20 protein-coding genes and 1 pseudogene are annotated in these 23,210 nt (G+C 64.1%); 6 read left to right on the top strand and 15 right to left on the bottom strand.

The features are described 5' to 3' along the window. Positions 1 to 144, top strand: a pseudogene (locus B5V03_RS42635) (IS481 family transposase); the annotation flags it as partial. A 119-nt stretch (positions 145 to 263) separates the two neighbouring features. Here B5V03_RS42635 and B5V03_RS37865 read toward each other — a convergent pair. The 8 genes from B5V03_RS37865 to B5V03_RS37830 form a co-directional block, all read right to left on the bottom strand. Next, positions 264 to 1,043 (bottom strand): SDR family NAD(P)-dependent oxidoreductase, encoded by a 780-nt coding sequence (locus B5V03_RS37865; RefSeq protein WP_129275493.1) that lies wholly within the window; start codon positions 1,041 to 1,043, stop codon positions 264 to 266. Between the two features lie 56 nt (positions 1,044 to 1,099). Then, positions 1,100 to 1,690: a thiamine pyrophosphate-dependent enzyme gene (locus B5V03_RS37860; RefSeq protein WP_129275492.1), complete on the bottom strand. Its 591-nt coding sequence runs from the start codon at positions 1,688 to 1,690 to the stop codon at positions 1,100 to 1,102. Further along, a complete protein-coding gene (locus B5V03_RS37855) occupies positions 1,690 to 2,232 on the bottom strand; it encodes a thiamine pyrophosphate-binding protein (protein WP_129275491.1) in 543 nt (180 codons plus the stop codon). Before B5V03_RS37855 ends, B5V03_RS37860 begins: the two co-directional genes overlap by 1 nt. A 275-nt stretch (positions 2,233 to 2,507) precedes the next feature. Next, a complete protein-coding gene (locus B5V03_RS37850; RefSeq protein WP_245502463.1) occupies positions 2,508 to 3,209 on the bottom strand; it encodes a GntR family transcriptional regulator in 702 nt (233 codons plus the stop codon). A 112-nt stretch (positions 3,210 to 3,321) separates the two neighbouring features. Continuing rightward, on the bottom strand, positions 3,322 to 4,065 hold the full coding sequence (locus tag B5V03_RS37845) for an aspartate/glutamate racemase family protein (RefSeq protein WP_129275489.1): 744 nt from the start codon (positions 4,063 to 4,065) through the stop codon (positions 3,322 to 3,324). A 9-nt stretch (positions 4,066 to 4,074) separates the two neighbouring features. Then, a complete protein-coding gene (locus B5V03_RS37840) occupies positions 4,075 to 5,340 on the bottom strand; it encodes an NAD(P)/FAD-dependent oxidoreductase (RefSeq protein ID WP_129275488.1) in 1,266 nt (421 codons plus the stop codon). Between the two features lie 3 nt (positions 5,341 to 5,343). Further along, complete coding sequence (locus B5V03_RS37835; protein ID WP_129275487.1) at positions 5,344 to 7,005, bottom strand: thiamine pyrophosphate-binding protein; 1,662 nt, start codon at positions 7,003 to 7,005, stop codon at positions 5,344 to 5,346. 147 nt (positions 7,006 to 7,152) lie between these two features. Beyond that, positions 7,153 to 8,070 carry an NAD(P)-dependent oxidoreductase gene (locus B5V03_RS37830; protein ID WP_129275486.1) on the bottom strand — a complete coding sequence of 306 codons (918 nt, stop codon included), beginning with the start codon at positions 8,068 to 8,070 and terminating at the stop codon, positions 7,153 to 7,155. A 104-nt stretch (positions 8,071 to 8,174) separates the two neighbouring features. On the opposite strand from B5V03_RS37830, the gene B5V03_RS37825 reads away from it, so the two are divergent. Further along, positions 8,175 to 9,011 (top strand): transporter substrate-binding domain-containing protein, encoded by an 837-nt coding sequence (locus B5V03_RS37825; protein ID WP_129275485.1) that lies wholly within the window; start codon positions 8,175 to 8,177, stop codon positions 9,009 to 9,011. Positions 9,012 to 9,071: 60 nt separating this feature from the next. Here B5V03_RS37825 and B5V03_RS37820 read toward each other — a convergent pair whose 3' ends face one another. From B5V03_RS37820 to B5V03_RS37800, 5 genes are all read right to left on the bottom strand, one after another. Beyond that, complete coding sequence (locus B5V03_RS37820; protein ID WP_245502462.1) at positions 9,072 to 11,858, bottom strand: ATP-binding protein; 2,787 nt, start codon at positions 11,856 to 11,858, stop codon at positions 9,072 to 9,074. Positions 11,859 to 12,079: 221 nt separating this feature from the next. Continuing rightward, positions 12,080 to 12,502, bottom strand: coding sequence for a putative quinol monooxygenase (locus tag B5V03_RS37815; protein ID WP_129275483.1), 423 nt, complete (start codon positions 12,500 to 12,502; stop codon positions 12,080 to 12,082). 26 nt (positions 12,503 to 12,528) lie between these two features. Further along, on the bottom strand, positions 12,529 to 13,380 hold the full coding sequence (locus B5V03_RS37810) for a VOC family protein (protein ID WP_129275482.1): 852 nt from the start codon (positions 13,378 to 13,380) through the stop codon (positions 12,529 to 12,531). Positions 13,381 to 13,412: 32 nt separating this feature from the next. Next, complete coding sequence (locus B5V03_RS37805; RefSeq protein ID WP_129275481.1) at positions 13,413 to 14,426, bottom strand: aldo/keto reductase; 1,014 nt, start codon at positions 14,424 to 14,426, stop codon at positions 13,413 to 13,415. A gap of 55 nt (positions 14,427 to 14,481) precedes the next feature. Then, complete coding sequence (locus B5V03_RS37800) at positions 14,482 to 15,237, bottom strand: alpha/beta fold hydrolase (protein WP_129275480.1); 756 nt, start codon at positions 15,235 to 15,237, stop codon at positions 14,482 to 14,484. Between the two features lie 332 nt (positions 15,238 to 15,569). On the opposite strand from B5V03_RS37800, the gene B5V03_RS37795 reads away from it, so the two are divergent. From B5V03_RS37795 to B5V03_RS37780, 4 genes are all read left to right on the top strand, one after another. Continuing rightward, positions 15,570 to 16,505, top strand: coding sequence for a helix-turn-helix domain-containing protein (locus B5V03_RS37795; protein WP_129275479.1), 936 nt, complete (start codon positions 15,570 to 15,572; stop codon positions 16,503 to 16,505). Between the two features lie 155 nt (positions 16,506 to 16,660). Next, positions 16,661 to 17,125, top strand: a complete 465-nt coding sequence (locus tag B5V03_RS37790) for a (2Fe-2S)-binding protein (protein ID WP_129275478.1) — start codon at positions 16,661 to 16,663, stop codon at positions 17,123 to 17,125. A gap of 1 nt (position 17,126) precedes the next feature. After that, the gene (locus B5V03_RS37785; RefSeq protein ID WP_129275477.1) at positions 17,127 to 19,382 is read left to right on the top strand and encodes a xanthine dehydrogenase family protein molybdopterin-binding subunit; all 2,256 of its coding nucleotides are present in this window, start codon (positions 17,127 to 17,129) and stop codon (positions 19,380 to 19,382) included. 8 nt (positions 19,383 to 19,390) lie between these two features. Further along, positions 19,391 to 20,023, top strand: a complete 633-nt coding sequence (locus tag B5V03_RS37780; protein WP_129275476.1) for a hypothetical protein — start codon at positions 19,391 to 19,393, stop codon at positions 20,021 to 20,023. An 11-nt stretch (positions 20,024 to 20,034) separates the two neighbouring features. On the opposite strand, the gene B5V03_RS37775 is transcribed toward B5V03_RS37780, so the two are convergent. Next, the gene (locus B5V03_RS37775) at positions 20,035 to 21,699 is read right to left on the bottom strand and encodes a carboxylesterase/lipase family protein (protein WP_129275475.1); all 1,665 of its coding nucleotides are present in this window, start codon (positions 21,697 to 21,699) and stop codon (positions 20,035 to 20,037) included. A gap of 24 nt (positions 21,700 to 21,723) precedes the next feature. Further along, positions 21,724 to 23,208 carry a carboxylesterase family protein gene (locus tag B5V03_RS37770; RefSeq protein WP_129275474.1) on the bottom strand — a complete coding sequence of 495 codons (1,485 nt, stop codon included), beginning with the start codon at positions 23,206 to 23,208 and terminating at the stop codon, positions 21,724 to 21,726. Between the last annotated feature and the right edge of the window lie 2 nt (positions 23,209 to 23,210).

Below are 23,210 nucleotides of genomic sequence, written 5' to 3'. Positions count from 1 at the left end.
GAGCAGCTGGCCGTCAGGCCGCTCGACCGCGACGGCCGTTACGGTGTCTTCTTTGCCAGCTGGCAGGTCGGCTCAATCGACTTGACCCGCGGTCAAACTGTCAGTGATGTGTCCGAACAACCGTCAGCTATGTCCCCGGTCTGAACACTTGACCGGGCGATCCAGTACGCCGCGCAGCCAGAGTGATACGGAAAGGCCGCGGAGTACTGGATGCCCCGTCTTCGCGGGGCATGACAGCGGTGGTTATGCGCGACGACCGCTCTCTACTTCTCCTTCACAGGCACCGTGTAATTCAGGATCAACCGGCCACCATCCGGATAGATCGTCTGTCCGGTGATGTAGGACGCATCGTCACTGGCGAGGAATGCAACAACGGAGGCCACCTCACTCGGCTCACCGCCACGGCCGGCTGGCGTGCGCGACATCACGGTCTTGCGGGCATCCTCGGATGTGTAGATCGACGACGCCACCATGTCGGTCAGGATCGTGCCCGGCCCGACCGCGACGACGCGGATGTTGTGCGGGGCGAGCGCAACCGCAGCCACCGACGTCAGCTGCTTCATGCCCCCCTTGGACATCGCGTAGGTCGCAAGCGCCGGAATCGCCAGCAATGCGTTCACCGAGGACATGTTGATGATGACCCCACCACCGCCTTGCGCAATCATCTGCTTCGCCGCGGCCTGCACGCCGAAGAACGCGCCCTTCAGATTGATGCCGATGATCTCGTCGAATTCCTCTTCGGAAATCTCCAGGATGTCGCGGTTGCGGGCAACGCCGGCATTGTTGACCATGATGTCGAGCCGGCCAAACTCCTTCACGGCAGTTGTGACGAGTTGATCCACGTCGGCACGCCTGGCGACATTGCCGACGACGGTGCGTAAGGCATCCGGCCGCCCCAGCTCGGCTGCCGTCGCAGCAAGGCCCTCGGCATCGACATCCGAGATGACGACCTTGACGCCGTCGTCCAAAAATCTCTTTGCGCAGGCCTTGCCGATGCCGCGTGCTGCGCCGGTGATGGCGGCGACCTTGCCGGATAATTTCATAGTCTCACTCCAGGATAGCTGCTCAGGCCGCGAGCTATCCGGGAGAGGACCCCGGTTCAAGCCGCCGCAAAACCGAGATGAGCACGGAACCGGTTCTTGATAAAGACGGCATCGCGCGAGGGCAGCGAGCGCGGCGGATTTTCCGCTAGAACCTTGATGACAAAGAGCCGCGGGCCTTCCGCCGGCTCGGCGATTTGTGCCGCGAGGCGTTGCACCTCCTCAAGCGTCCACACGGTTCCGGTCGCGGCAAAGCCGCAGGCCGCGGCGATCGCCGTGAGATCGACGCCGCGCCCGGTGTGGCTCGCCTGCATGCCGGTCTCACCAAAATGCTGGTTGTCGATCACGACGATGTCGAGATTGCGCGGGCGCGCGACGCCGATGGTGGCGATGCCGCCGAGCCCCATCAACTGCTCGCCGTCGCCGGTCAAGCCGAGGACGCGCTTGCCTGGCTGTGCCTGTGCGAGGCCAAGGCCGATCAGCGCGGCGCCGCCCATGGCGCCCCAGAGATAGAAATTGCCGTCGTGGTCGCCGACCGAATGCAGATCGTAGGTGGGCGAGCCGAGGCCGGAGACAACCAGCGTGTCCTTGCGATCCTTCAGGAGGGCGGCGACAACAGCGCGACGGTCGAGTTGAGCTTGCATGGGCATCACCACTTCTTCTTGCCGATCAGGCGCTGCCCGATCAGAACCGCAATCTGCTGGTCGGACTCGTAGGCGAGCGACGCCGCGGATTCGACGGTCTCGACCAGATCCTCCGCCGTCTCCGCCCGCATCACCTTCAGGCCGATCGCTTCCAGCGACGGTTGCGTCGCCCGGCTCATCGGCACCTGCCACGGATTGAACTCGGCCCACTCGCCACGCATCGTCACCAGCATCAAGAGCGGGAAGCGGCCGATCGCCGACAGCGACAGCATGTTGATGCAATTGCCGACCCCGCTCGACTGCATCAGCAGCACGCTGCGCTGCCCGCCGAGCCAGGCGCCCGCGGCAATAGCAATGCCCTCCTCTTCCGTCGTCAGCACATTGGTGGTGACGTCGCGGTCGGCCGAGAACATGCGGATGAGCTGGCTATGGCCGGCGTCCGGCACATAGGACATCTGCCTGACGTCAGCGGCTTTCAGGATGCGATGGAGCTCGGACGGCCAGTCGTCGCTTGCACGCGTTTCGGAATTGGGTTGAGGGCTGTGCACCGTGTGTCTCCGTGAATTTCGAAGACACGCTAGCGTTGATCCCGCGCGAAAGCTCTGACCGTCTGGCGTGAGCAGATATCGAGGGATTGTATAGCAGCTGTTGGCGGCAGCGGCGGTGCCTCTACTCCCTCGCCCCGCTTGCGGGGAGAGGGTCGGGGTGAGGGGGAGTCTCCCCGAGGACGCCGGCAGTTGGACCCGTGGAGAGTCCCCCTCACCCGGATCGCATCTTCGATGCGATCCGACCGCTCCCCGCAAGCGGGCGAGGTAAGAGAACCTCAATTCGCCGCGGACCTCGCCGCGGCCGGCATATAGATCTGCGCGTAGCCTTCCTTGATCGCCGAAGTGATGCGATCGAGGCGACGGTCGATGTGCTTTTCCAGTACGGAGACGCAGGTCTCCTCGTCGCGCGCCTTCAATCCCTCGATGACGGCACGATGCTCGGCCTGGGTATTGGAACGGTTGATGCTGTCCATGTCGATCCAGCGCACGAAGCGGATGCGGGCGTTGACATTGCGCAGCACGCGCAGCATCTCGGCATTGTTCGACATCGCCATCAGCCGCTCGTGGAACGTCTCATCGAGCTCCACCAGCTCGACCGATGAACGCCCGCCGGGATCGGGGCCGGTGGCTTCGAGGAATTTCAACAGCGCGTCGATGCCCTCGTCCTTGGCGCGCTTGATGGCGAGGCGGACCGAGGCGACCTCGATCGACTTGCGCAGCTCGTAGAGATCGAAGATCTCTTGCGCGTCGAGCTCGCGACAGAAGAAGCCCTTGCCCGGCGTGAAGCGCAGGAAGCCCTCGGTGTTGAGACGGTTCAGCGCCTCGCGCAGCGGCGTGCGGCTGACGCCGAGGCGTTTTGCCAGCTCACCCTCGTTGAGCCGCTCGCCCGGCTTGAACTCATAGCTCACGGCCATCGCCTTGAGCTGTTCATAGACGCGATCGACGATACTATCGGAGGCCAGTTCCACGTTGCTCATCATCAACTGCATTCATGCCCGAACACAGCCCAATATATCGGGGCTGTGTAGCCCATGGCAATGCAAACGACGCTTTAGCGGCTGTTGTTCAGAGCTTTGCGACAGCCGGACTTCAGGCGAAAGCGCGCGGGCGCAGTCCAGCATGAAACCAGGTGATCATGGAATAGATGTCGTAAACCGGCAATCCCACTTCGGCCTGCAACGCTGCCGCATAAGGAGGCATGTTGGTGCATTCGAGCACGATGGCGCCGACGTCAGGGTTTTTGGCGACAAGCTGCTTGCCCGCCTCGACCACATCCCGCTCGGCTTGCGCCACGTCCATATCGTCCTTTTCGGCCTTGATCAGGACGCGGAAAAATTCCTTGCCGTGCTCGGTGCCGACCAGCGGCGTATCGAGCGGCACGCCGGCGCCTTCGAGATGGGCCGGCGTCAAGGTCGAGCCCGACACCGTGACGAGGCCAACGCGCTTGCCGGGCGGCAAGGTCGCCTGCACCCACGGCACCTGCATCAGCGACGAGGTCGCGACGGGAACGCCGACGGCCGCCGCGATCTCCTTCTGGAACAGCGAGAGGAAGCCGCAATTGGTGGTGATGGCTTCGGCGCCGAGCCGCACCAGATCCTTGGCCGCGTCGATGAAGTCAGGCAGCAGGCCGGCGGCGCCCTTCAGCACCACCTTCTCCGGCGAAGCGCCGCTGACCACGCGATAGAGCACCGGGAATGGCCAGGTCGTGCCGTTGCCCATGTCGCCGGGAATGCGGGGGAAGCGCGCTTCCAGCATCAAAATCCCGAGGGGCGCGCCATAGATGGCCTTGCCGCCGCGGGCAATTCGAGAAGGCGAGTTGGCAGGATAAGTCATGGTGCGATCTCAGAGGAAGCGATTGGGCGAAAACGGCGCGAGCGGAATTTCGGGCTGCTTGCCGCTCAGGAGCTGCGCGACGAGACGGCCGGTGCGGGCCGAGCCGACCAGGCCGACATGGCCGTGGCCGAAGGCGTAGACGATGTCGCGCGAGGCGCGCGCATGGCCGATGCAGGGAAGGCCATCAGGCATGCTCGGCCGATGGCCGAACCATGTCTTGACCCGCGAGGCCGGAATGTCCTTCGGCAGTTTTGGAAACATGCTGAGGAGATTGTTGCGCAAAATCTCGGCGCGCTTCCAGTTCGGCGCGGCCTCGAGGCCGGCCATCTCGACGGTGCCGGCGGCACGCAGGCCCTTGTTGGTCCAGTTCACAACCATCTTGGCGTCCGACGCCATCATCGAACTGCGCGGACCCGATTCCGGGTTCTCGATCATGACGTGATAGCCGCGCTCGGTCTCGAGCGGCAGGGGATCGCCGACCGATGCGGTCAGCCGCTTCGAATGCGCACCGGCGGCAACGACTGCAGCGTCGCAAGGAATCTCGCCGGTCTCGGTGACGACGGCCACGAGCTTGTTACCGTCGAGCTTGAGGCCTGTAGCCTTCGCGCGCACGAGCTTCGCGCCGCTGGCAACTGCGTGATTGGCAAGCGCCGCAACGTAAGCGCCGGGATCACGGCAGCGGCCGGCCTCCTCCACCACCACACCAAAGGTGTAGCGCGGATGCAGCTCCGGTTCGCGCTGACGCATTTCGTCGGCGTTCAACTCCATCCATTGGACGCCGACCTTCTTGCGCAGGCGCCAGCCGAGATCGTTGTCAAAATTGCCGCGCGACGGGAAGACGTGCATCACGCCGTTGCGCTCGACCAGTTCGGGTACGCCGGCTTCTTCCGCGAGCTTCCTGTGCAGCAGCGGCGCGTCCTTCAGGAGGTCGCGTAGCGCAAACGCCGTCTTCTCGACCCGCGCCTCGGTCCAGCCCGAGAGCAGGTATTTGATCAGCCAGGGCAACGCCTTCGGCAGATAAGACCAGCGGATCGCGAGCGGCCCGAGCGGGTCCATCAGATAGCCAGGCACCTTCTTCCAGATGCCCGGCTCGGCCGGCGGGATCACCGAATGCGAGGAGAGCCAGCCGGCATTGCCATAGCTCGCCGCCTGTTCGCCACCGGGCTCGCCCGCATCGATCAGCGTGACGCGATGTCCCTCGCGCAGCGCCTCGATGGCGCTGATCACGCCGACCGCGCCGGCTCCGATGATGGCGACGTGGCGGCCCTCCGGCATCGGCTATGCCTTTACTGCGGGCGCAAAATCCTTGCCGACCGAGATCGCGCGCGGATCAATGATGCAGTGGAGGATCGACGGCTTGCCCGAAGCGAGCGCGCGCTCGAACGCCGGCGCAAACTCTTCGGTGCGCTCGACGCGCTCGCCATGACCGCCGAACGCCTTGGCGTACATCGCGAAGTCGGGGTTCTTCAGCTGAGTACCGACCACGCGGCCGGGATAGTCGCGCTCCTGATGCATGCGGATCGTGCCGTACTGCGAATTGTCGACGACGATGACGACCAGCGGCGCGTCATACTGCACGGCGGTCGCGAATTCCTGGCCGTTCATCAGGAAGCAGCCGTCGCCGGCAAAGGCAACGACGACGCGATCCGGAAACTGCCGCTTGGCGAGCACCGCCGCCGGCACGCCGTAGCCCATCGAGCCCGAGGTCGGCGCGAGCTGGGTGGCAAAGCTGTGGAAGCGGTGATGACGATGGATCCAGCCGGCATAGTTGCCGGCGCCGTTGCAGACGATCGCGTCCTTCGGCAGGCGGTCGCGCAACCAGGTCATGACCTGGCCATACTGGAAATGGCCCGGCAGCTCGCGCGCCTTGTCGGTCCAGGCGAGATAATCGGCGTGCGCCTTGGCGGCCTCGCCCTTCCACGCAACGGTGCCCGCGGGCTTCAGCGTGTCGACGGCAGCGGCGAAAGCGGCGGGGGTCGCCTGGATCGCGAGCTCGGGCTGATAGACGCGGCCGAGCTCTTCCGAGCCGGGATGCACGTGGATCAGCTTCTGCTTCGGCGTCGGAATATCGAACAGCGTGTAGGACGAGGATGGCATCTCCGACATGCGGCCCCCGATCAGGAGAATGACGTCGGCATTATCGATGCGCGCCTTCAGGCCCGGGCTCGGCCCGATGCCGAGATCGCCAGCATAGTGCGAATGATCGGCGTCGATCAGCGACGCGCGACGGAACGAGGTCGCGACCGGCAGGTCGAATCGTTCGGCGAAGCGCGCGATGCTCTTGGTGGCTTCATCGGTCCAGCGCGAGCCACCGAGGATAACGAGCGGCGCCTTGGCGCTCGCGAGCATCGCGCCGACGCGCTCGATATCCGCAGGCGCGGGCCAGCTCACCGCCGGCTCGATGCGCATCGCATCGGCAACAGCCGCGGTCTCGGTCAGCATGTTCTCCGGCAGCGAGATCACCACAGGACCCGGGCGGCCCTGCATCGCGACGCGGAAAGCGCGCGCGATCAGCTCCGGAATGCGGTCGGGACGATCGATCTCGACGGCCCATTTCGCCATGGTGCCAAATACCGCCTTGTAGTCGAGCTCCTGGAACGCCTCGCGCTCAAGCATGCCGGTGTCGACCTGGCCGACGAACAGGATCATCGGCGTCGAATCCTGCATTGCGATGTGGACACCGTGGCTGGCATTGGTGGCGCCGGGGCCGCGGGTGACGAAGCAGACGCCCGGGCGTCCCGTGAGCTTGCCATAGGCTTCCGCCATCATCGCGGCGCCGCCTTCGGCGCGGCAGATCACGACGTCGATCGGGCTGTCGTGCAGCGCGTCGAGTGCCGCCAGATAGCTCTCGCCCGGCACGCAGGTGACGCGGTCGACACCTTGGGCGACAAGCTGATCGATCAGGATCTGGCCCCCGGTGCGAGTGTTGCGAATGCTCATGACAGCTCCCTGCAGGCTTTGGCGATGCGCATCACGGCTTCGCGCAGATTTTGTTCCGAGGTGGCGTAGGACAGGCGGACCGAGCGCGCAAGATCGAAAGGCTTCTCGGACCCTGCGCAGGCATCATGCCCGCCCCTGCTGTTTGCACTACCGTCCATTTGCGATGATACGGCGGCAATGATCGAGCGCCGCGCCGACGAGATTGTCGCTCGCCTCCGGGGTGCGGAACGCCGAATGCGCCGACAGCGTCACGTTCGGCAGTTTCGTGAGCGGATGGCCTGCCGGCAGCGGCTCGACGGTGAAGACGTCAAGGCCGGCGTGGGCGATGTGACCGGAGCGCAGCGCATCGAGCATCGCGTCCTCGTCGACGACGGCGCCGCGCGCCGTGTTGATCAAAATGTTGCCGGGGCGCATCTGCGCGATACGCTCGCGCGACAGAAAGCCCTTGGTCTCGTCGTTGAGCAGCAGATGCAGCGAGATGACGTGGCTCTCGGCCAGCAGCTTCTGCAGTGACACGAACTCGACGCCCGGATGCGTCTTCGGCGTCCGGTTCCAGGCGATCACCTTCATGCCGCAGCCCGCCGCCATGCGCGCGGCTTCCGCGGCAATGCCACCAAAGCCGATCAGCCCCAGCGTCTTGCCAGTGAGCTGGAGCGCATCGCGACGCAGCCAGTTGCCCTCGCGCATGCCGCGGTCCATCTCTCCAAAACTCTTGGCGGAGGCCCACATCAGAGCGATCGCGCATTCGGCCACCGCCGTGTCGCCATAGCCCTTGATGGTGTGAACGGCGATGCCGCGTTCGGCCAACTGATCCGGATTCATGTAGCTGCGCGCGCCGGTACCGAGAAAGACGATATGCTTCAGGGCGCCACACTGCGCGGCAACCGCCGTCGGCACTGCGGTGTGATCGACAATCATGATCTCGACGCCGTCCATGAGGCGTGGCAAGTCGTCGGACGTGATGGCCGGGTTGCGGTTGATGCCCACCGGCAGCTTGTCGCCCTGCAGCAGCTTTTCAGTCACGGCTGCAAGTGTGTCGTTGGCATCGACGAAAAGCGCGCGCACGGACTTCTCTTTCATGTTCGGGAGATGAAATACTATCTTGCATTTTATCCTGAATACAAGAATAGTCCAGAAGCCGGGCTGAATCTCTTCGGGAGCAACTGCCCATGAATCGCAGGGACGCACTCACCACCGTCGCCCTCGCCGGCGCGGCGATGGCCGCCGCGGGTTCGGCCAAGGCCGACACCGCGCCGACCTCCACGATCGACCGCATCAAGAAAAGCGGCCTGCTGCGGATCGCCGTCATCGCCGGCCAGGACCCTTATTTCCACAAGGACCTCACGACAAATCAATGGTCGGGCGCCTGCATCGACATGGCGAACGACATTGCCGGCAAGCTCGGCGCCAAGGTTGAGACGCTGGAATCGACCTGGGGCAACCAGATCCTCGACCTTCAGGCCGAGAAAATCGATCTTGCCTTTGCGGTAAATCCGACGCCCGAGCGCTCGCTGGTCATCGACTTCTCCTCACCCATTCTGGTGCACTCCTTCACCGTCATCACCAAGAAGGGTTTTGCCAAGCCTCAGACCTGGGCGGAGATCAACAAGCCCGAGGTCAAGATCGCCGTCGACATCGGCTCCACGCATGAGACCATCGCGCGGCGTTATTGCCCGAAGGCGACGATCCTCGGCTTCAAGGAGCGAAACGAGGCGATCCTTGCCGTATCCACCGGACGCGCGGACTGCAACATATCGCTCGCCGTGCTTTCAGTCGCGACCTTGAAGAAGAACCCGACGCTCGGCGAGTTGGCGGTGCCCCGGCCGCTGCTCACGCTGCCGACCAATCTCGGCATCCGTGCCGAAGGCGATCGCCGCTACAAGGATTTCCTCAGCGCCTGGGCGGACTACAACCGCGCGCTCGGCCAGACCCGCGAATGGATCCTCAAGGGTTTTGAGGCCGTCGGTCTCGGCCCGGACGACATTCCGCCGGAGATCCAGTTCTGACGGTCATTCGACGACGTAGGTCTGGGACTTCGCGGCGCTGAAGCCATATTGGGGCCTGATCTACCCCGTGCCTCGCGCTGAGTGCAGCAGGCGCGAGGCGGCAACAAGGTCCTGCGTTTCAAAACCTTCAGTGAACTTCTGGTGGATCGGGGCGAGCAAACGGATGGCCTTGTCCCTGCGGCCGGCAGCGATCCATTGCCTGGCGAGATCGGTGGCGACACGCAACTCGAACGTTGTTGCTCCTATTGCGCGCGCTTCGGCAAGCGCCTGCTGTAGGCGCCTTTCGGCACGTAGCGGCTCACCTGCATGGAAGAGGACCATGGCATCGACGCGCTGAAGTTCAGAGCGGCACCAGCGCTCTCCCTGGCGTTCCTGATGATCGATGGCCCCCGTGATGGCCTCGCGCGCCTCCTTGATCCGTCCCTGTCGCAGAAGAGCGCGGGCAAGGACCGCGAGATAGCTGCCGATGCGCATCAAAAAGCGGCACTCGATCAGTTCATCGATCGCCGCTCGAATATCCTCCACCGCCTGCTTATCGCCACGCAAGTCGCGAAGGCACGCCGAGAAATAGCGTTCAACCGGAACCCAACGCGATATCCGCTCCCGTTCCAGATTGCGACGCAGGCGCTCGGTGAAGCTCTCGAGCGCGTCCAAATTCCCGGTTTCGAGCGAGACAGGAAGTGCGGCAAGCCCAAGCGCGTTCGACTGCGACACCCACTGACCACTGCGATCCGCGGCGTCGACGGCGTCGCGGGCCAGCCTGGCCGCATAATCGGCTTGCCCTTGCATCCACGCAACGAAGGGCAGGTTGAAGCGGACCGTGATGAATCGATAAACTTCGTTCGCATCCTTGCGCGAGCGTCCCGCGGTCAGCGAATAGGTTGCTGCGAGGCGATCGAGAACAGGGCGACTTTTGCCCAATTCGCCGGCAAAAGCCCGGGCCCAGGCCAGCGCGCGATCGGCTTCCGACGTTGCCGTCAAGTCGCGCTCGCGGTCGGCCAGCGCGGTGGCCTCCTCAAGATAGGTTATGGCGCGCGGGACTTGGCCAATCTGCAACAAGTAGAAGGCAAAACCCACCAACGCGCGCTGCTGATACTCGAGATCCCCGGCTTGTCTCGCAAAGCCAATGGCGTCGAGCCACGCAATTTCGTTTTCATTCGACATTTTACGTGCGTAGAACAGGCTCCATCCCAGCGCGCAGGCGAGCTTTGCCTTCAGCAAATCGTCACATTCGATGGTCTTGGCCAGGGCGAGCGCGAACTCCAGCCGCGCTTGAGCTTCAGACAGGATTGCGGTTTCGGACCACAACGTGATGGCCGCAACCGTGAGCCTCACCCCAAGGACCGGGTCCCCCTCCTCGCCAAACGCCCATGAAAGAGCAGCCCTCAGATCGGCGATGTACCCAAGGTAACGCTGGGTCCAATCGGTCGGCTCGCGCCAGTTCCACTCTTCTTCAGATCGTTCGAACAGCGCGACGACGCGGTGCGCGTGACGGCGCAGCGCCTGACGGCAGGCAGGATCGACCTGGCGCCGCTCGGTTGCATACCGCCGCGTGCTGTCGAGGAGCCGATAGCGAAGACTCGCCCCTCGCGCCTCTGCACTCAAAAGCGACTTGGCGACGAGACTACCGAGGCCGGTCACGACGTCGACCGGATTCAGTCCGGCGGCTTCCGCGACGAACGCGGCGTCTTCGGCCTCGAACGCATCGCTGAACACCGACAGCAAGGCGAACAGCTTGGCTTCCTTGTGCGGCAGCAGCCTGAAACTCCAGTCGATCGTCGCCATCAACGTTTCATGACGGGGCAACATGCCTTCGATGCCAGGTGCGCGAAATCCCAAATTCCGGTCGATTGTCGCCAACAATTCGCGGGGACTGAATGCGCCGATTTGGGCCGCGGCCAGCTCGATAGCCAACGGGAGGCCGTCAAGTGAACGGCATATCGAGGCAATGGTCTCGCAATCGGCATCGCGAAACTGGTAGTCCGCCCATTCGGCCGCGCGGCGAGCGAACAATTGCACCGCTGGGAATCTGAAGGCCTGCTCGGCTGTCGCGGCCTCGCCCGCTCTGGGCGAAGCGAGCGAGCCAAGCCGCACGACGTGCTCGGCCGCCGTGCCAAGCGGCTCGCGGCTTGTCGCGAGCAATATGGACTGCGACGCGTCCTCCAGGAACCTGCCGGCGAAGATGACGGCAGCAGCCAGCACATGCTCACAATTGTCCAGAATGAGCAGCATCTGACGCGGCCTCAGATAGTCCAGGACGGCCGTCAGGCTATTGTCCGGATTGCCCCTGATCCCAAGCGCAGTCACCAGCGCCGCGCCGAAAAAAGTCGGATCGGAGATTGTGGTGAGGTCGACAAAGCACGTGCCATCGCGGCATTTGGGGGCAAAGGACTGCGCCGTCGCGACAGCGAGCGTCGTCTTGCCGACGCCGCCCGGGCCAGCAAGGGTGACCTGCCGCTTCTGGACCAGCAAATCGGCGATGTCTGCCATGTCCGATTCGCGACCAACGATGCCGCGCAACAATGGCGGCTTGGACACGGCAACCGGGTCGGCAGGTGCAAGATCGTCATCGACCTCGGCGAGGCTAGCCTGCACGCGGGCGATGAACTTGTAGCCCCGTCGTGGGACAGTCGTGATGTAGACGGGCTCGATCTGTGTGTCGCCCAGCGAACGACGCAAGCTCCACATATTGACCTTGAGATTGCTGTCGTGAAGGAATGTGCCCGGCCAGGCGGCCTCCATCAACTCATCCTTGCTGACGAGCTCGCCGCAGCGCTGCACCAAAAGGTGCAACAGCTCGAACGCGCGTCCCCCCAGCTTGACCGGGCGCCCGTCAAGAAGCAGCAACCGGCGGCGGGGAACTAGCTGAAATCGGCCGAAGGAGAATGAGAGTTCCTGTCGGTGCGCGCCTCGTCGCAGTGTCTCCGTGGCAGCCCGCATTGATCATTGCCAATCGATCCAAGAGATCGTCCGGAATTATCATGCGCTGCAAAACTATTGAATAGATGCCTTCTGAATTCGCACGATCGCGGCAAGCATTTTGCCGCAGGCGCGTCGCGGAACTTCGATCAATTTTTGGGCTTGCCAAGGATCGCCATCCGCATGACCTCGACGCCGCCGTCGGCAAGCTCCGGAAGCTTGGCGAACCATGCCTGAACATAGGGCATCGCGTTATGTGCATCGAAATCGGCCTGGCTGGCGAAAACCTCGTAGAAGATGAAATGACCGGGCTTGGCGCGGTCCTCCTGACAAAAATAGACCAGATTCTTGGGGTCGCCGCGAACCAGCTCGATCAACGGCAAGGTGGCGGCACGCAGTGCATCTTCCTTGCCGGGCTTGGCCCGCACCTGAGCCACGACCGAATAGGCGCCTTCGCGAATTTCCTGATAGCGGACATGCGGCCCTTCCTGGGCCGGCGCCGCCGGCGCGGTCAGCGACGGCAACACGAGGAGCAGCATCGCGGCGAGCGATTTGCGGATAGCAATTTGCATGATGGTTGTCTTTCGCAATGCACGGGTCAGCGTGTAATTGTCTGCTGCCGCTTGGCGAGGGCGTCGCTGAAACGCTTCTTGACCGGGCCGAGCGCTTTGACGAACTCGAGCTGCTCGCCCTCGGGACCTTTGCAATAGATCAGCTCCCAACCATCCGAGGGCGCCTCGGTCACCCGGTTCGTGTTGGCGCTGCGGGGAGCGGCCTTGCGTTCCGCCTCGGTCGTGACCCGGACCGTACGATTAGCCCTCACCTGTGTCATGCCGCGGCGTGAGGACTCGGCTTCAAGGTCGGCGATGAACTTGTTGAAGTCGACGTCATCGCGAACATAGAAACAGATGTGCATCATGCGCGGAAAGGCGGGGCTCATACGCTCGACCGGTTCAGCAAAGCTCCTTGCGCTACCCATGGGCTGATCGGCCTCGCGATATTGCAGCAGCTCGAGCACCATATTGTCGAATTGGATGAAGCGGACATCGAGCCTCTGCGCTCCACTCCGAAGATCGGGAACGCCGATCGTCCGCGGATTGACCTCGCGTGCGTTCGCCTCGATCTCCTGGTCGGCCAACAGCGTGTTCTGCACCCCGTCGCCCTTGAAGTCGCCGTGACGGAAAACTTCGGTACCGCCCAGCACCTCCGTATAGAATTGATAGGCCCGCTCCATGTTCTGGACCGTCAGCCCGAAGTGCTGGACTCCCTGGAGCCGCGTACCAAGCGGCGCGTCGTTGCGCTCGGCTGATGACATGGCGTCCGTGCCCTGCGCGGCCGCCAGCGTATCGGTCGGCGTGCCGCCCACCAGGCCCGTGACCATCACGGCGCCGGCCGTCCGCAGCACCGTGCGGCGGCCCATCTCGGTGGCGTGAGAAGCTGCATCTGTCATTCCCGTCTCCTTGGTTTTCGGTTGAATTTGCCTCAATGATCCCCGGGAAGAGGGGCTGCGGCGTTGACGAGACCTGCCCCACGGAGCTCGCGCCAGAAATCGCCGGGTATGGACTCGGCGAGAGCCGCGCGATCCTCGGCGATGCGGCTTGGACGGCTCGCGCCCGGAATGACGGCCGCAACCACTGGATTCGCGAGCGCGAACTGCAGGCCCGCACCCTTCATGCCGATGCCGTAGCGGTCGGCGATCGCCTTGATCCGCGCCACCTTATCGAGGATCTCGGGAGGGGCCGGCGCATACTCGAAATTCGGACCGCCTACGAGTGCGCCCGAACTGTAGGGACCGCCGGCAACGATGGCGAGTTCATGCTCCGCAACCATCGGCATCACCCGCTGAAGTGCGCGGGCATGGTCGAGAAGCGTGTAGCGGCCCGCGAGCAGAAAACCGTCCGGGCGTGGCCCCTCCAGCGCAAGCAGCAGTTCGATCGGCTCGACCCGGTTGACGCCGAGTCCCCACGCCTTGACCACGCCCTCGTCGCGCAACCGGTCAAGCGCCCTGAACGCGCCCTTGCGCGCGTTTTCGAAAACCGCCAGCCACTCGTCGCCGTAGAAGTCCTGCGCGACGTCGTGCACGAAGGCGATATCGACATGGTCGGTGCCCAGCCGCTTCAGGCTGTCCTCGATCGAGCGCAACGTCGCGTCGGCCGAATAGTCGTTCACGATCCTGTTCGGGCGCCCGTATTGGAAGACGCCGCCCTTCTCGCCGAGATCGCGGGCGTCGACATCCTCGATCTCGTCCAGGATCAGGCGTCCGACCTTGGTGCTGACTACATAGTCGCTGCGCGGCCGGCCGGCCAGCGCAGCGCCCATGCGGAGCTCGGCGAGGCCCGCGCCGTAGAACGGCGCGGTGTCGAAATAGCGGATGCCGTCCTCCCAGGCCGCATTCACCGTCGCGAGCGCTTCATGCTCCGGGATGTCGCGGAACATGTTGCCGAGCGGCGCGGCGCCGAAGCCAAGTCTTCCCGGCAGAATATCCTTGAGGGCCATGTTGCGAGTCCTTGTCTGCGACAGGCAAGTCCGTCCGTGCGCGGCGCCGCCGGTCTCACTCGGTCGCGGACGTATCCGCGCTTCTGATGAAGGCCGCGACCTCACGCGGATGCGACAGCATCACCGCGTGGCTGCTTTTGATCTCCGTCACCTTCGCGCCCGATCGCTTGGCCATGGTGCGCAGTAAGCTCGGAGGGATAATGTGATCCTCCATCGTCACCATGTAATAGGTCGGCTTCGTCTTCCAGGCCACGCGGTCGACCTTGGTCTGCACCGCCTGCAATCCAAACGGCAATTGCGCCGCAGCCATGAAGCGGGTCGTGGCCGGGTCGACACCGGCGGCGAAGGAGGTCGGAAATTTATCGCGCTCGACGAAGAGATAATTGCCCTCAGTGACCAGCGGACCCTTGTGCTCGCCGGGCGGCACGGGTGCTTCCGACAGCGTGCTGACCGATTCCCCGACATCGGGCGCATATGCCGCGAGATAGACCAGGCTGCGAACCTTCGGATTGTCGCCCGCTTCGGTGATGACCATTCCACCATAGGAATGCCCGACGAGAATGACCGGATGCCGCGCCTTGGCGATCACGCGTTCGGTCTCCGCGACGTCGTCTCGCAGCGAGATCGTCGGCTGCTGGACGACCAGCACCTCATAGCCCGCCTTCGAGAGGATGTCGTAGGTGTCCTTCCAGCCCGAGCCATCGACGAAGGCGCCATGGACAAGGACGATGGAAACGGCCCTCTCGGCCGCGACCGCGGGGGAGGCCGTTGCGATCGACATTGCGGCAAGCGCAGAGATAAGCAGCTTCATACCAGACTCCATTTTCGATACGGCGGCATTGCCGTTCGGTGAGCCATCACTAGGTCACGCGCGTGCTGCGGTATTTCCGATTCCTGCGCGATGGCGGACGCATCTTGCTGATCCGGCGCGAGACCGGATTTCGGAGCCGATCGAGCGCATGCCCAAGCCTTTGCTTTGCTTGCCTTTTACCTCTTTTAACCGCGCCGCCTCTGGACTCCGGTGCCGGGACTTGTGAGAAATTTCGCGTCGGCGTGGCAGCGATCGAACTGCACTGTCCACCGGATGGAATGCTCGCTCGCGATACGGGGCCGGGATTCGCCGCAGCTCAAGCGGAGGTCATGATGGCGCTCGTGACGCATGGAGACCAAAAATATCGAAACAGCGAGAAGCTCGCCGAGGCCAGCGACTGGCCGGCACTGAGCATCGAACATCGGAAGTTCGAGGCGGGCCGGCAGGAAACGCCCGTCCCCATTTGCACCGAGCTCGTCATGCTGCTGTCAGGCGGCGGGATGGTCTGCCGGGCCGGCAATGGCGAAGTCCAGAAGAGCCTCGCCCGGCCCGGCATGAGCTACCTCGTACCGGTGGGAACGCAGGAGAGCCATCTCGAACTTTCGGACCGGATGGAATGCCTTCATCTCTATCTGCCACCGGCGTTGCTGGATCATAGCGCGCTGGCGGACTTCGATATCGATCCGGCAAAGGTCGAGATCGCCTATGCCCACGGTCTGGCGGACCAGGTCCTCTTCCACATCTGCTCGCCGCTCCGGGACCTGCTCTACCGTCCCCGCCAGCCGACCGATGCGCTGTTCGTGGAAGGAATTCAGGTCGCGCTCGCGGCGCATCTTCTGGGGCACTATATGATCGACCGCTGGCGCGCGCCGGAAAAGTCACCGTCGCTCGATCCGCGACGGCTCCAGCGCGTGCTGGACTACATCGAGGCCTCTCTTGGTGCCGACATCAGACTCGAGGACCTGGCAGCCCAGGCTTGCCTCAGCCCTTACCATTTTTCACGGCTCTTTCGCGAGGCGACCGGCCTGTCACCGCACCGCCATGTGACGGATCGCCGCGTCCAGGCTGCGCGGCAAGAACTCGCACGCAACTCTTTGTCCCTCGTCGAAATCGCTCTGGAATTCGGTTTCGGCTCCCAAGCCAATTTCACGCGCGTGTTTCGCAAGACGACCAGCCTCACGCCGGGGCAATACCGCGAGCTGTGCTGCGGCCAGCTCGATACCAGGGCTAATCGTTCAGACCCGGAATTCCGCATGGATTGCACATGAACCCGCAGGATTCGGAAATACGGGTCAGCGCAGATGAGGCTGTTGTTCAACGAGCCTCGATATCTCAACCATCGGCACTCGCGTCAGGGCTGGCGTGAGCAACGCCTGAGTTCTGGTGATCGGGAGGTCGACAACCGCCAAGGGACAACATCGACATGATCGAACTCATGGTCAACGGGATCAAGCGCCAGGTCGACGTCGTTCCGGAGATGCCCCTGCTCTGGGTGCTCCGCGACGAGCTCGGTATCACGAGTCCGAAATACGGCTGCGGCGTCGCGCAATGCGGCGCCTGCACCGTCCGGATCGAAGGCAAGGCCGTCCGGTCCTGTCAGGCGCATATCGGCGAGGTCGCGGGCAAGTCGGTCGTCACGCTCGAAGGCCTGGAGAAAAGGGAGCAGAACCCGGTCATTCAGGCCTGGATCGAACATCAGGTGCCGCAATGCGGCTATTGCCAGACCGGCCAGATCATGCAGGCCATCTCGCTGCTCGATCTGATTTCCAATCCGACGGACGACGAGATCAACCAGGTGATGTCCGGCAATCTCTGCCGTTGCGGCACCTATCCGCGCATTCGCGCCGCGATCCATGCGGCCGCCGCAAAGAAGATGGCGGAGAAGTGAGATGGGGCACATGCAGAATCTCTCCCGCCGCGCTTTCGTCCTCGGCACCGCAGCCATCGCCGGCGGCATCGCTTTCGGCGCCTTTGGCACGGCTGAAGCGGCCACCACCACCGCCGGTGACAATCCCCTCTCCGCCGGTCTCGGGCCGAACTCCGTGACCTTTAACCCCTGGGTCGAGATCAGCCCGGAAAAAATCACGCTGATCGCGCAGCACGCCGATATCGGCCAGGGCGTCGGCTCAGTGCAGCCGATCATGATCGCCGAGGAGATGGACCTCGATCCCGGCCAGTTCGACGTTCGCTTCGCCGCGCCCAGTCCCGCCTACTTCAACACCGGTTTTGCAGACGAACTCGCGCCGTTCGTGGCTGCGGACCAAAGTCCCGCCGCCGAGGAAGCGCGCGCCAAGACGCTCGAATGGCTCAGACAGGCTGGCCTTCAGATGACCGGCGGGTCGAGCTCGATGCCGGACACCTATGAAAAGCTGCGTGTTGCCGGCGCGGTCGCACGCGAAACACTGAAGGCCGCCGCAGCCAAGCGGTCGGGCATCGCTGTGGCTGACCTGCGCACCCAATCAGGCCATGTGATCCTGCCCAACGGCACCAGGATCGCCTATGTCGATCTCTCTGCCGACGCCGCAAAAATTCCGCCGGTGCTCGATGCCAAGCCGCGCGATCCCTCGCAGTGGCGCTTGCTGGGCAGGCCGATGACGCGCCTCGACATCCGCGACAAGGTCATGGGGGAGCTGAAGTTCGGCATCGATATGAAGATGGACGGCATGCTGTATGCCGCCGTCAAGCTGAACCCCGGCAAGGGCCAGCCGCTGAAGTCATACGACGCCAGCAAGGCGCGCACGATGCCGGGGGTCAAGACGGTCCTCGAACTCAAGACTGGCGTCGCGGTGATCGCCACGAACAGCTGGTACGCCATGAAGGCGGTCGACGCCGTCATTTGCGAGTGGGCGCCCTCAGCCTATCCCGCCGAGCAGGCCGATCACTGGAAAGTGCTGGAATCCTCGTTCAAGCCTGAATTCCTCGGCAAGGAGTGGCGGAAGACCGGCGATATCGAAGCCGCGCTGAAGACGGGCAAGCTCGTCGAGGCCGAATATCGCGCGCCCTATGTGGGGCATCAGCCGCTCGAGCCGCTGAACGGGATCGGCCTCGTCACCGACTCCGGGATGGAGATCTGGGTCGGCCATCAGAGCCCCCGCTTCGTGCAAGATGTCGCGGCGAAGGCGATCGGCCTCAAGCCGGAACAGATCACCTTCCACAATCAATGGACCGGTGGAAGTTTTGGCCACCGTCTCGAGTACGAGAACGTCCGCGTTCTCGCCGAGATCGCCAATCAGATGAAGGGAACACCGATCAAGCTGGTGTTCTCGCGCGAGGAGGATTTCCTCCAGGACATTCCGCGGCAGATCGCGATCGCCCGGCACCGCGGCAGCGTCGACAAGGGCAAGATCGTCGCAGCCGACCTGCAACTGGCCTCGACGGCTCCGTTCAAGGGGCTGCTCGAGCGTTCGGGCACACCAACAAAGGATCCCGACGGGCAATTGGCCACAGGTCTGTGGAACGTCTATTACGACATCCCCAATTTCCGGGGCACGAGCTACGAGGCGCAAGGACTGTCGCCGTGCACCACATGGCGGTCGGTCGGCGCCTCGACATCGGGCTTCTTCACCGAAAGCTTCATCGACGAGCTGATCCATGCCGCGGGTCTCGATCCCATGAAGGCGCGCATCGCGATGTGCACCGTGCCGCACTATCGCAAGGTGCTTGAGACGGTCGCGGAGATGTCGGACTGGAAGGGACCGCTCGGCAACGGCCGGGGCCGCGGCGTCGCGTTCGTCGAATCGTTCGGGACGCCGACGGCCGAAGTCGTCGAAGTTTCGATGACGGACAGGGGCATCAAGATCGACAAGGTCTGGATCGCGGTCGATGTCGGCAAGGTGATCGATCCCGTCAATTTCGAGAACCAGGTCCAGGGCGGCGTGATCTGGGGGCTCGGCCATGCGATCAATTGCGAGCTCACCTACGCCAAGGGCGCGGTGCAGCAGACCAACTACAATCACCACGAGGCGATGCGGATCTACCAATGCCCCGTCATCGAGGTTCGCGGCCTGGAGAATGATCCCAAGGTGAGAGGTGTCGGAGAGCCGCCGGTTCCGCCCGCCGCGCCTGCACTCGCGAATGCGATCTTCGCTGCGACCGGAAAGCGCATCCGCGAAATGCCGTTCAACAAGTTCATCGATTTCGTCTGAGGTGCGCCATGAAGAGATCTCTGATCGCGGTCGTCTTCGCGGCCTCGTCCGTCGCAGCCCTCACGGGCATCGTCGTCGCCAAGGACGAAGCGGCCAAGAGTGTGCTGCCGCCGGGCAGCGTCGGCCGCGCCGAAGGGCTGGAAGCCTGGAAGCGCATCGAAGCCGTGGTGACCCATCCGCGCTGTGCCAACTGCCACGTCGACGCCAAGGCGATCCCGATCTGGACGCTGGCCAGCGAAACAGGGCCACGCGCGCACGGCATGAACATTCATGGCGGAGAGAGCCGGATCGGGGCTGAAGCGATCCGCTGCTCGACCTGTCACATGACTTCCACCCAGGCGAATGAGCCGGCCCCGTCGCCGCCGCGCGCCGGCATCGACTGGCAGCTTGCGCCGGTCGCCTTCATCTGGTTCGGCAAGAGCGGCGCCGAGATCTGCGCGCAGTTGAAGGACCCCAAGCGCAACGGCGGTCGCGACGCCGCCGGCCTTCTCGAGCATCTGCGACACGATGCTTCGCTGAACGGATTCATTCCCCGCGGCTGGGCGCCCGGCGCAGGCCGCTCGACGCCGCCGGGCAGTTTTGAGGAGCACGTCAAGGACATGGCGCTGTGGGGCGCGGCCGGACAGCCCTGTCCGAATTGACGCCCTCTGGATCAGTCCCGCGACACCCGCGGCGTTGAGGGCGTGACGTTCGCGGGCGTGTGGAAGTCGAGGCGGGTGCGGTTCTCTTCGCGCACGCCGCTCTCGTCGCCGAACTCGACGAACTTTTGAGTATCCGACGCCCATTGCGGCCACGGCGTCGCCGGTGTGCCCGGATCTCCCGTACGTGCAAAGGCGACGAGCGTGTCCATCATGCGCTCGGACAGCGCGCGGTCGAACTCGGTCCAGACCCGCGTGGTGCGGAACTTGTTGAATGTGTCCTGGGTGCCGAACCAATAGGGCACGTCCGAGGTGTGATAAGCACCGATCTTCTGCGGGCTGTCGAAGAATTCCACGCCGGACGCGAAGGGATGCACACGCGAGAACATGTACATGTAGAACGGCGCCTTGCCGGTCTTGCCTTGCGCGAGCGCCCAGTTGCGCGTGCCGATCTCGACCAGCCCCTCGCGCGCGGCTGTTAGCCCCATCGCCTTCGCCTCGTCGTCAGTCTTTGCGGGATAGAGCGCAAGGAAGCGATCGGCCTGGTCGCCATAGAGTTTTTTCGCGGCGGCGACATAGGCCTCTAACGTGCCGGCGGTGCGCAGATCATTCGAGCTTTCGTCGCGCGTAAAACCTGCGACGGTCGCGACATCGTTCTGCTTGCCGGCGGCAAAGATGTTCGGGACGGTGTCGGGCAGGACATAGCCGTCGATATCGGGGGTCACCGTGATCGTTCCCGCGCAGCCGAGCTGGCAATCCTTCTGGATCGCCAGAATCCTGTCGGCCTGGATCAGCCGCATCTCGGCCAGCGACGCTGCGCCGAGCGCCGTCTGCACCTCGAGGCCGATCTTCTCGGCCGCCGGCAGCGTCGGGAATTTGAAGCGATTGTCGAACATGCTGAGACTCATCGCGAAGCCGCGATGGAACAGGCCCTTCGCCAACGGGCTCGCCTCCAGCGCGGACACCGACATCGCGCCGGCCGACTGCCCCGTGATGGTGACATTGTCGGGATCGCCGCCGAACGCTGCGATGTTGCGCTTGACCCATTGCAGCGCCGCGACCTGATCCATCAGGCCGTAATTGCCGGAGGCGTGGTTCGGTGATTCCGCGGTCAGCTCGGGATGGGCGAGATTGCCCAAAATGCCGACGCGGTAGTTGAAGCTGACGAAGATCGTGCCCTTCTTCGCAACGTTCTCGCCGTCATACATTGCCATCCCACTGGAGCCGAGCGTAAAACCGCCGCCATAGATCCAGACCACGACCGGCAGCTTCGCACCCGCTTTCGCACCGGAGCTGGCCCAGATGTTCAGATAGAGGCAGTTCTCGCTGGTCGCCTCTTCACCAAAATAGTGATTGAGATTGTGCCGGCGCAGCACCTGGATGCACTCCGGTGCGAGCCGGTCGGCGTGATAAGTGCCCTGCCACGCCTCGGCCTTCTCGGGCGCACGCCAGCGGAGATCACCGAGCGGCGGCGCGGCAAAGGGAATGCCGAAATAGGCTTTCACACCCGAGGTCAGAACCTTGCCGGAGACGGCGCCGCTGTCGATGCTGACGGGATCGCCGGGAACGGGCGTCGCGACGATCTGCGCCGTCGCGGGTGAGGCTGCCAACAAGGAGAGAACTGAGGCTATCGCAAGAACCGCGCGCGAGAGCACGCGCCCATTGTCTGAAACGCTCATCCGATCTCCCCTTTGCTTTTCTTGTCAGGCGACGATTTTGGAACGGGACTGTTCGGTCAGCTCCGCCCACATGCGAGCGCGCGCGCCTTCATTGAGAGGCACAATATGGAACGGTTGGCCGAAGATTGCGAGCGGCTCCTTAGCCAGCTCGAACCGCGGCCAGGCTTCCGCAACACCGGGAGCACCTGTCGTCACGAACCGCAGCACATTGTCTTGAAACCGCGCGGCGACATCAATGTCGGCAGGCGTCATCGGCCCGCCCTTGCGTTTCAGGATCGGGCGATCGATGAATTTTGGCAGATGCGCCCAGAGGCAGGCATTGTCGGCACCGTGGGTCGGCCCTTGCGACAGGAACGGTTCCAGCGCGGGGCGATGGTCGAACCGGCTCAGCCACACCGCGCCGCCGGCCGCAGCGTGAAGCCGCGCGAGATCGGCCATCGGGCGGTGCCAGAACGCATCCGACAGCAGCGCCTCGTAGGCGTCTTCGTCGGTGCGCGCCGTGGCGCGGTAGGACGCCAGCAGGCGCTCCCAGCCGGCATCACCGAATGCAGCGCGCACCTGCCGCTCGGTGGTGCGGATCATCGCGGCCGGTGGCGTGCTCTTCAAAAACATCACCATCTCGTCGCGGCAGGAGCCGAGCCAAAGCGGAATGTCGCGCAAGGTCCCGTCGGCAAAGACATCGCGCGGCTGGCGCGGGATCACGGTACCGTCGAGCACCGGGCCGAACACGGAGCCTGACTCGGTCTCGTCCGCGAGCCTGCGGCCGACCCTCTCCACCGCCGCGAAGAGTTTTGGCAGCGGCACCGCCGCGATCGCACCCGGCTCGCGTGCCAACTCGAGCTCGTCGAGCACGCGGCGCGCGACATGGTCGGCATGATCGGCACTCATGATGTTGCGACCCGGCGCGCTCAGCGCCAGCGCGCGGTCGAACTTGCCCTTCGCTTGCGGCAGGGTTGCGAGCGCGATCACCATCGACGCGCCGGCCGACTGGCCCGATAGTGTCACCTGGTCCGGATCGCCACCGAAATTGGCGATGTTGGCGTGCACCCAGTCGAGCGCGGCGAGCGCATCCTGGAGCGCGAGATTGTTGGCCTCGCCCAACCCGTGGCGATGCAGCTGCAGGAATCCGAGCGGGCCGAGCCGATAGTTGATGGTGACGATCACCGCCGGGCCGTGTGCGGCAAGGAACGAGCCGTCATAATCGGCGCCGCCGCCGGTGACGAAGGCGCCGCCATGGATGAAGAACAGCACCGGCAATGGATGATCGACGCCGGTCGGAGTCCAGATATTCAGGCTGAGGCAGGACTCCTCCGCCTGATCGAGATGCCCGGGCTGCGGCGCGTAAGCGCCGTAATCCGTGCAGCGGCGCGGTTCGGCCCACGCAAGCGGCGGCGTCGCTTTGGCAAAGCGCCGCGCGATCGCAAATGGCACGCCCTTGAAGGCGCGGACGTACCCTTGCTCGGCCCCAATGATTGGGCCGTGCGCGGTCGGAACGGCGTTGGTCAGCATAC

It is taken from the genome of Bradyrhizobium betae (assembly GCF_004123905.1).
In the GTDB taxonomy this organism is placed as follows: domain Bacteria; phylum Pseudomonadota; class Alphaproteobacteria; order Rhizobiales; family Xanthobacteraceae; genus Bradyrhizobium; species Bradyrhizobium betae_A.
The sequence above is the reverse complement of the archived record's forward strand: the minus strand, read 5'-3'. Positions and strand labels throughout refer to the sequence as shown.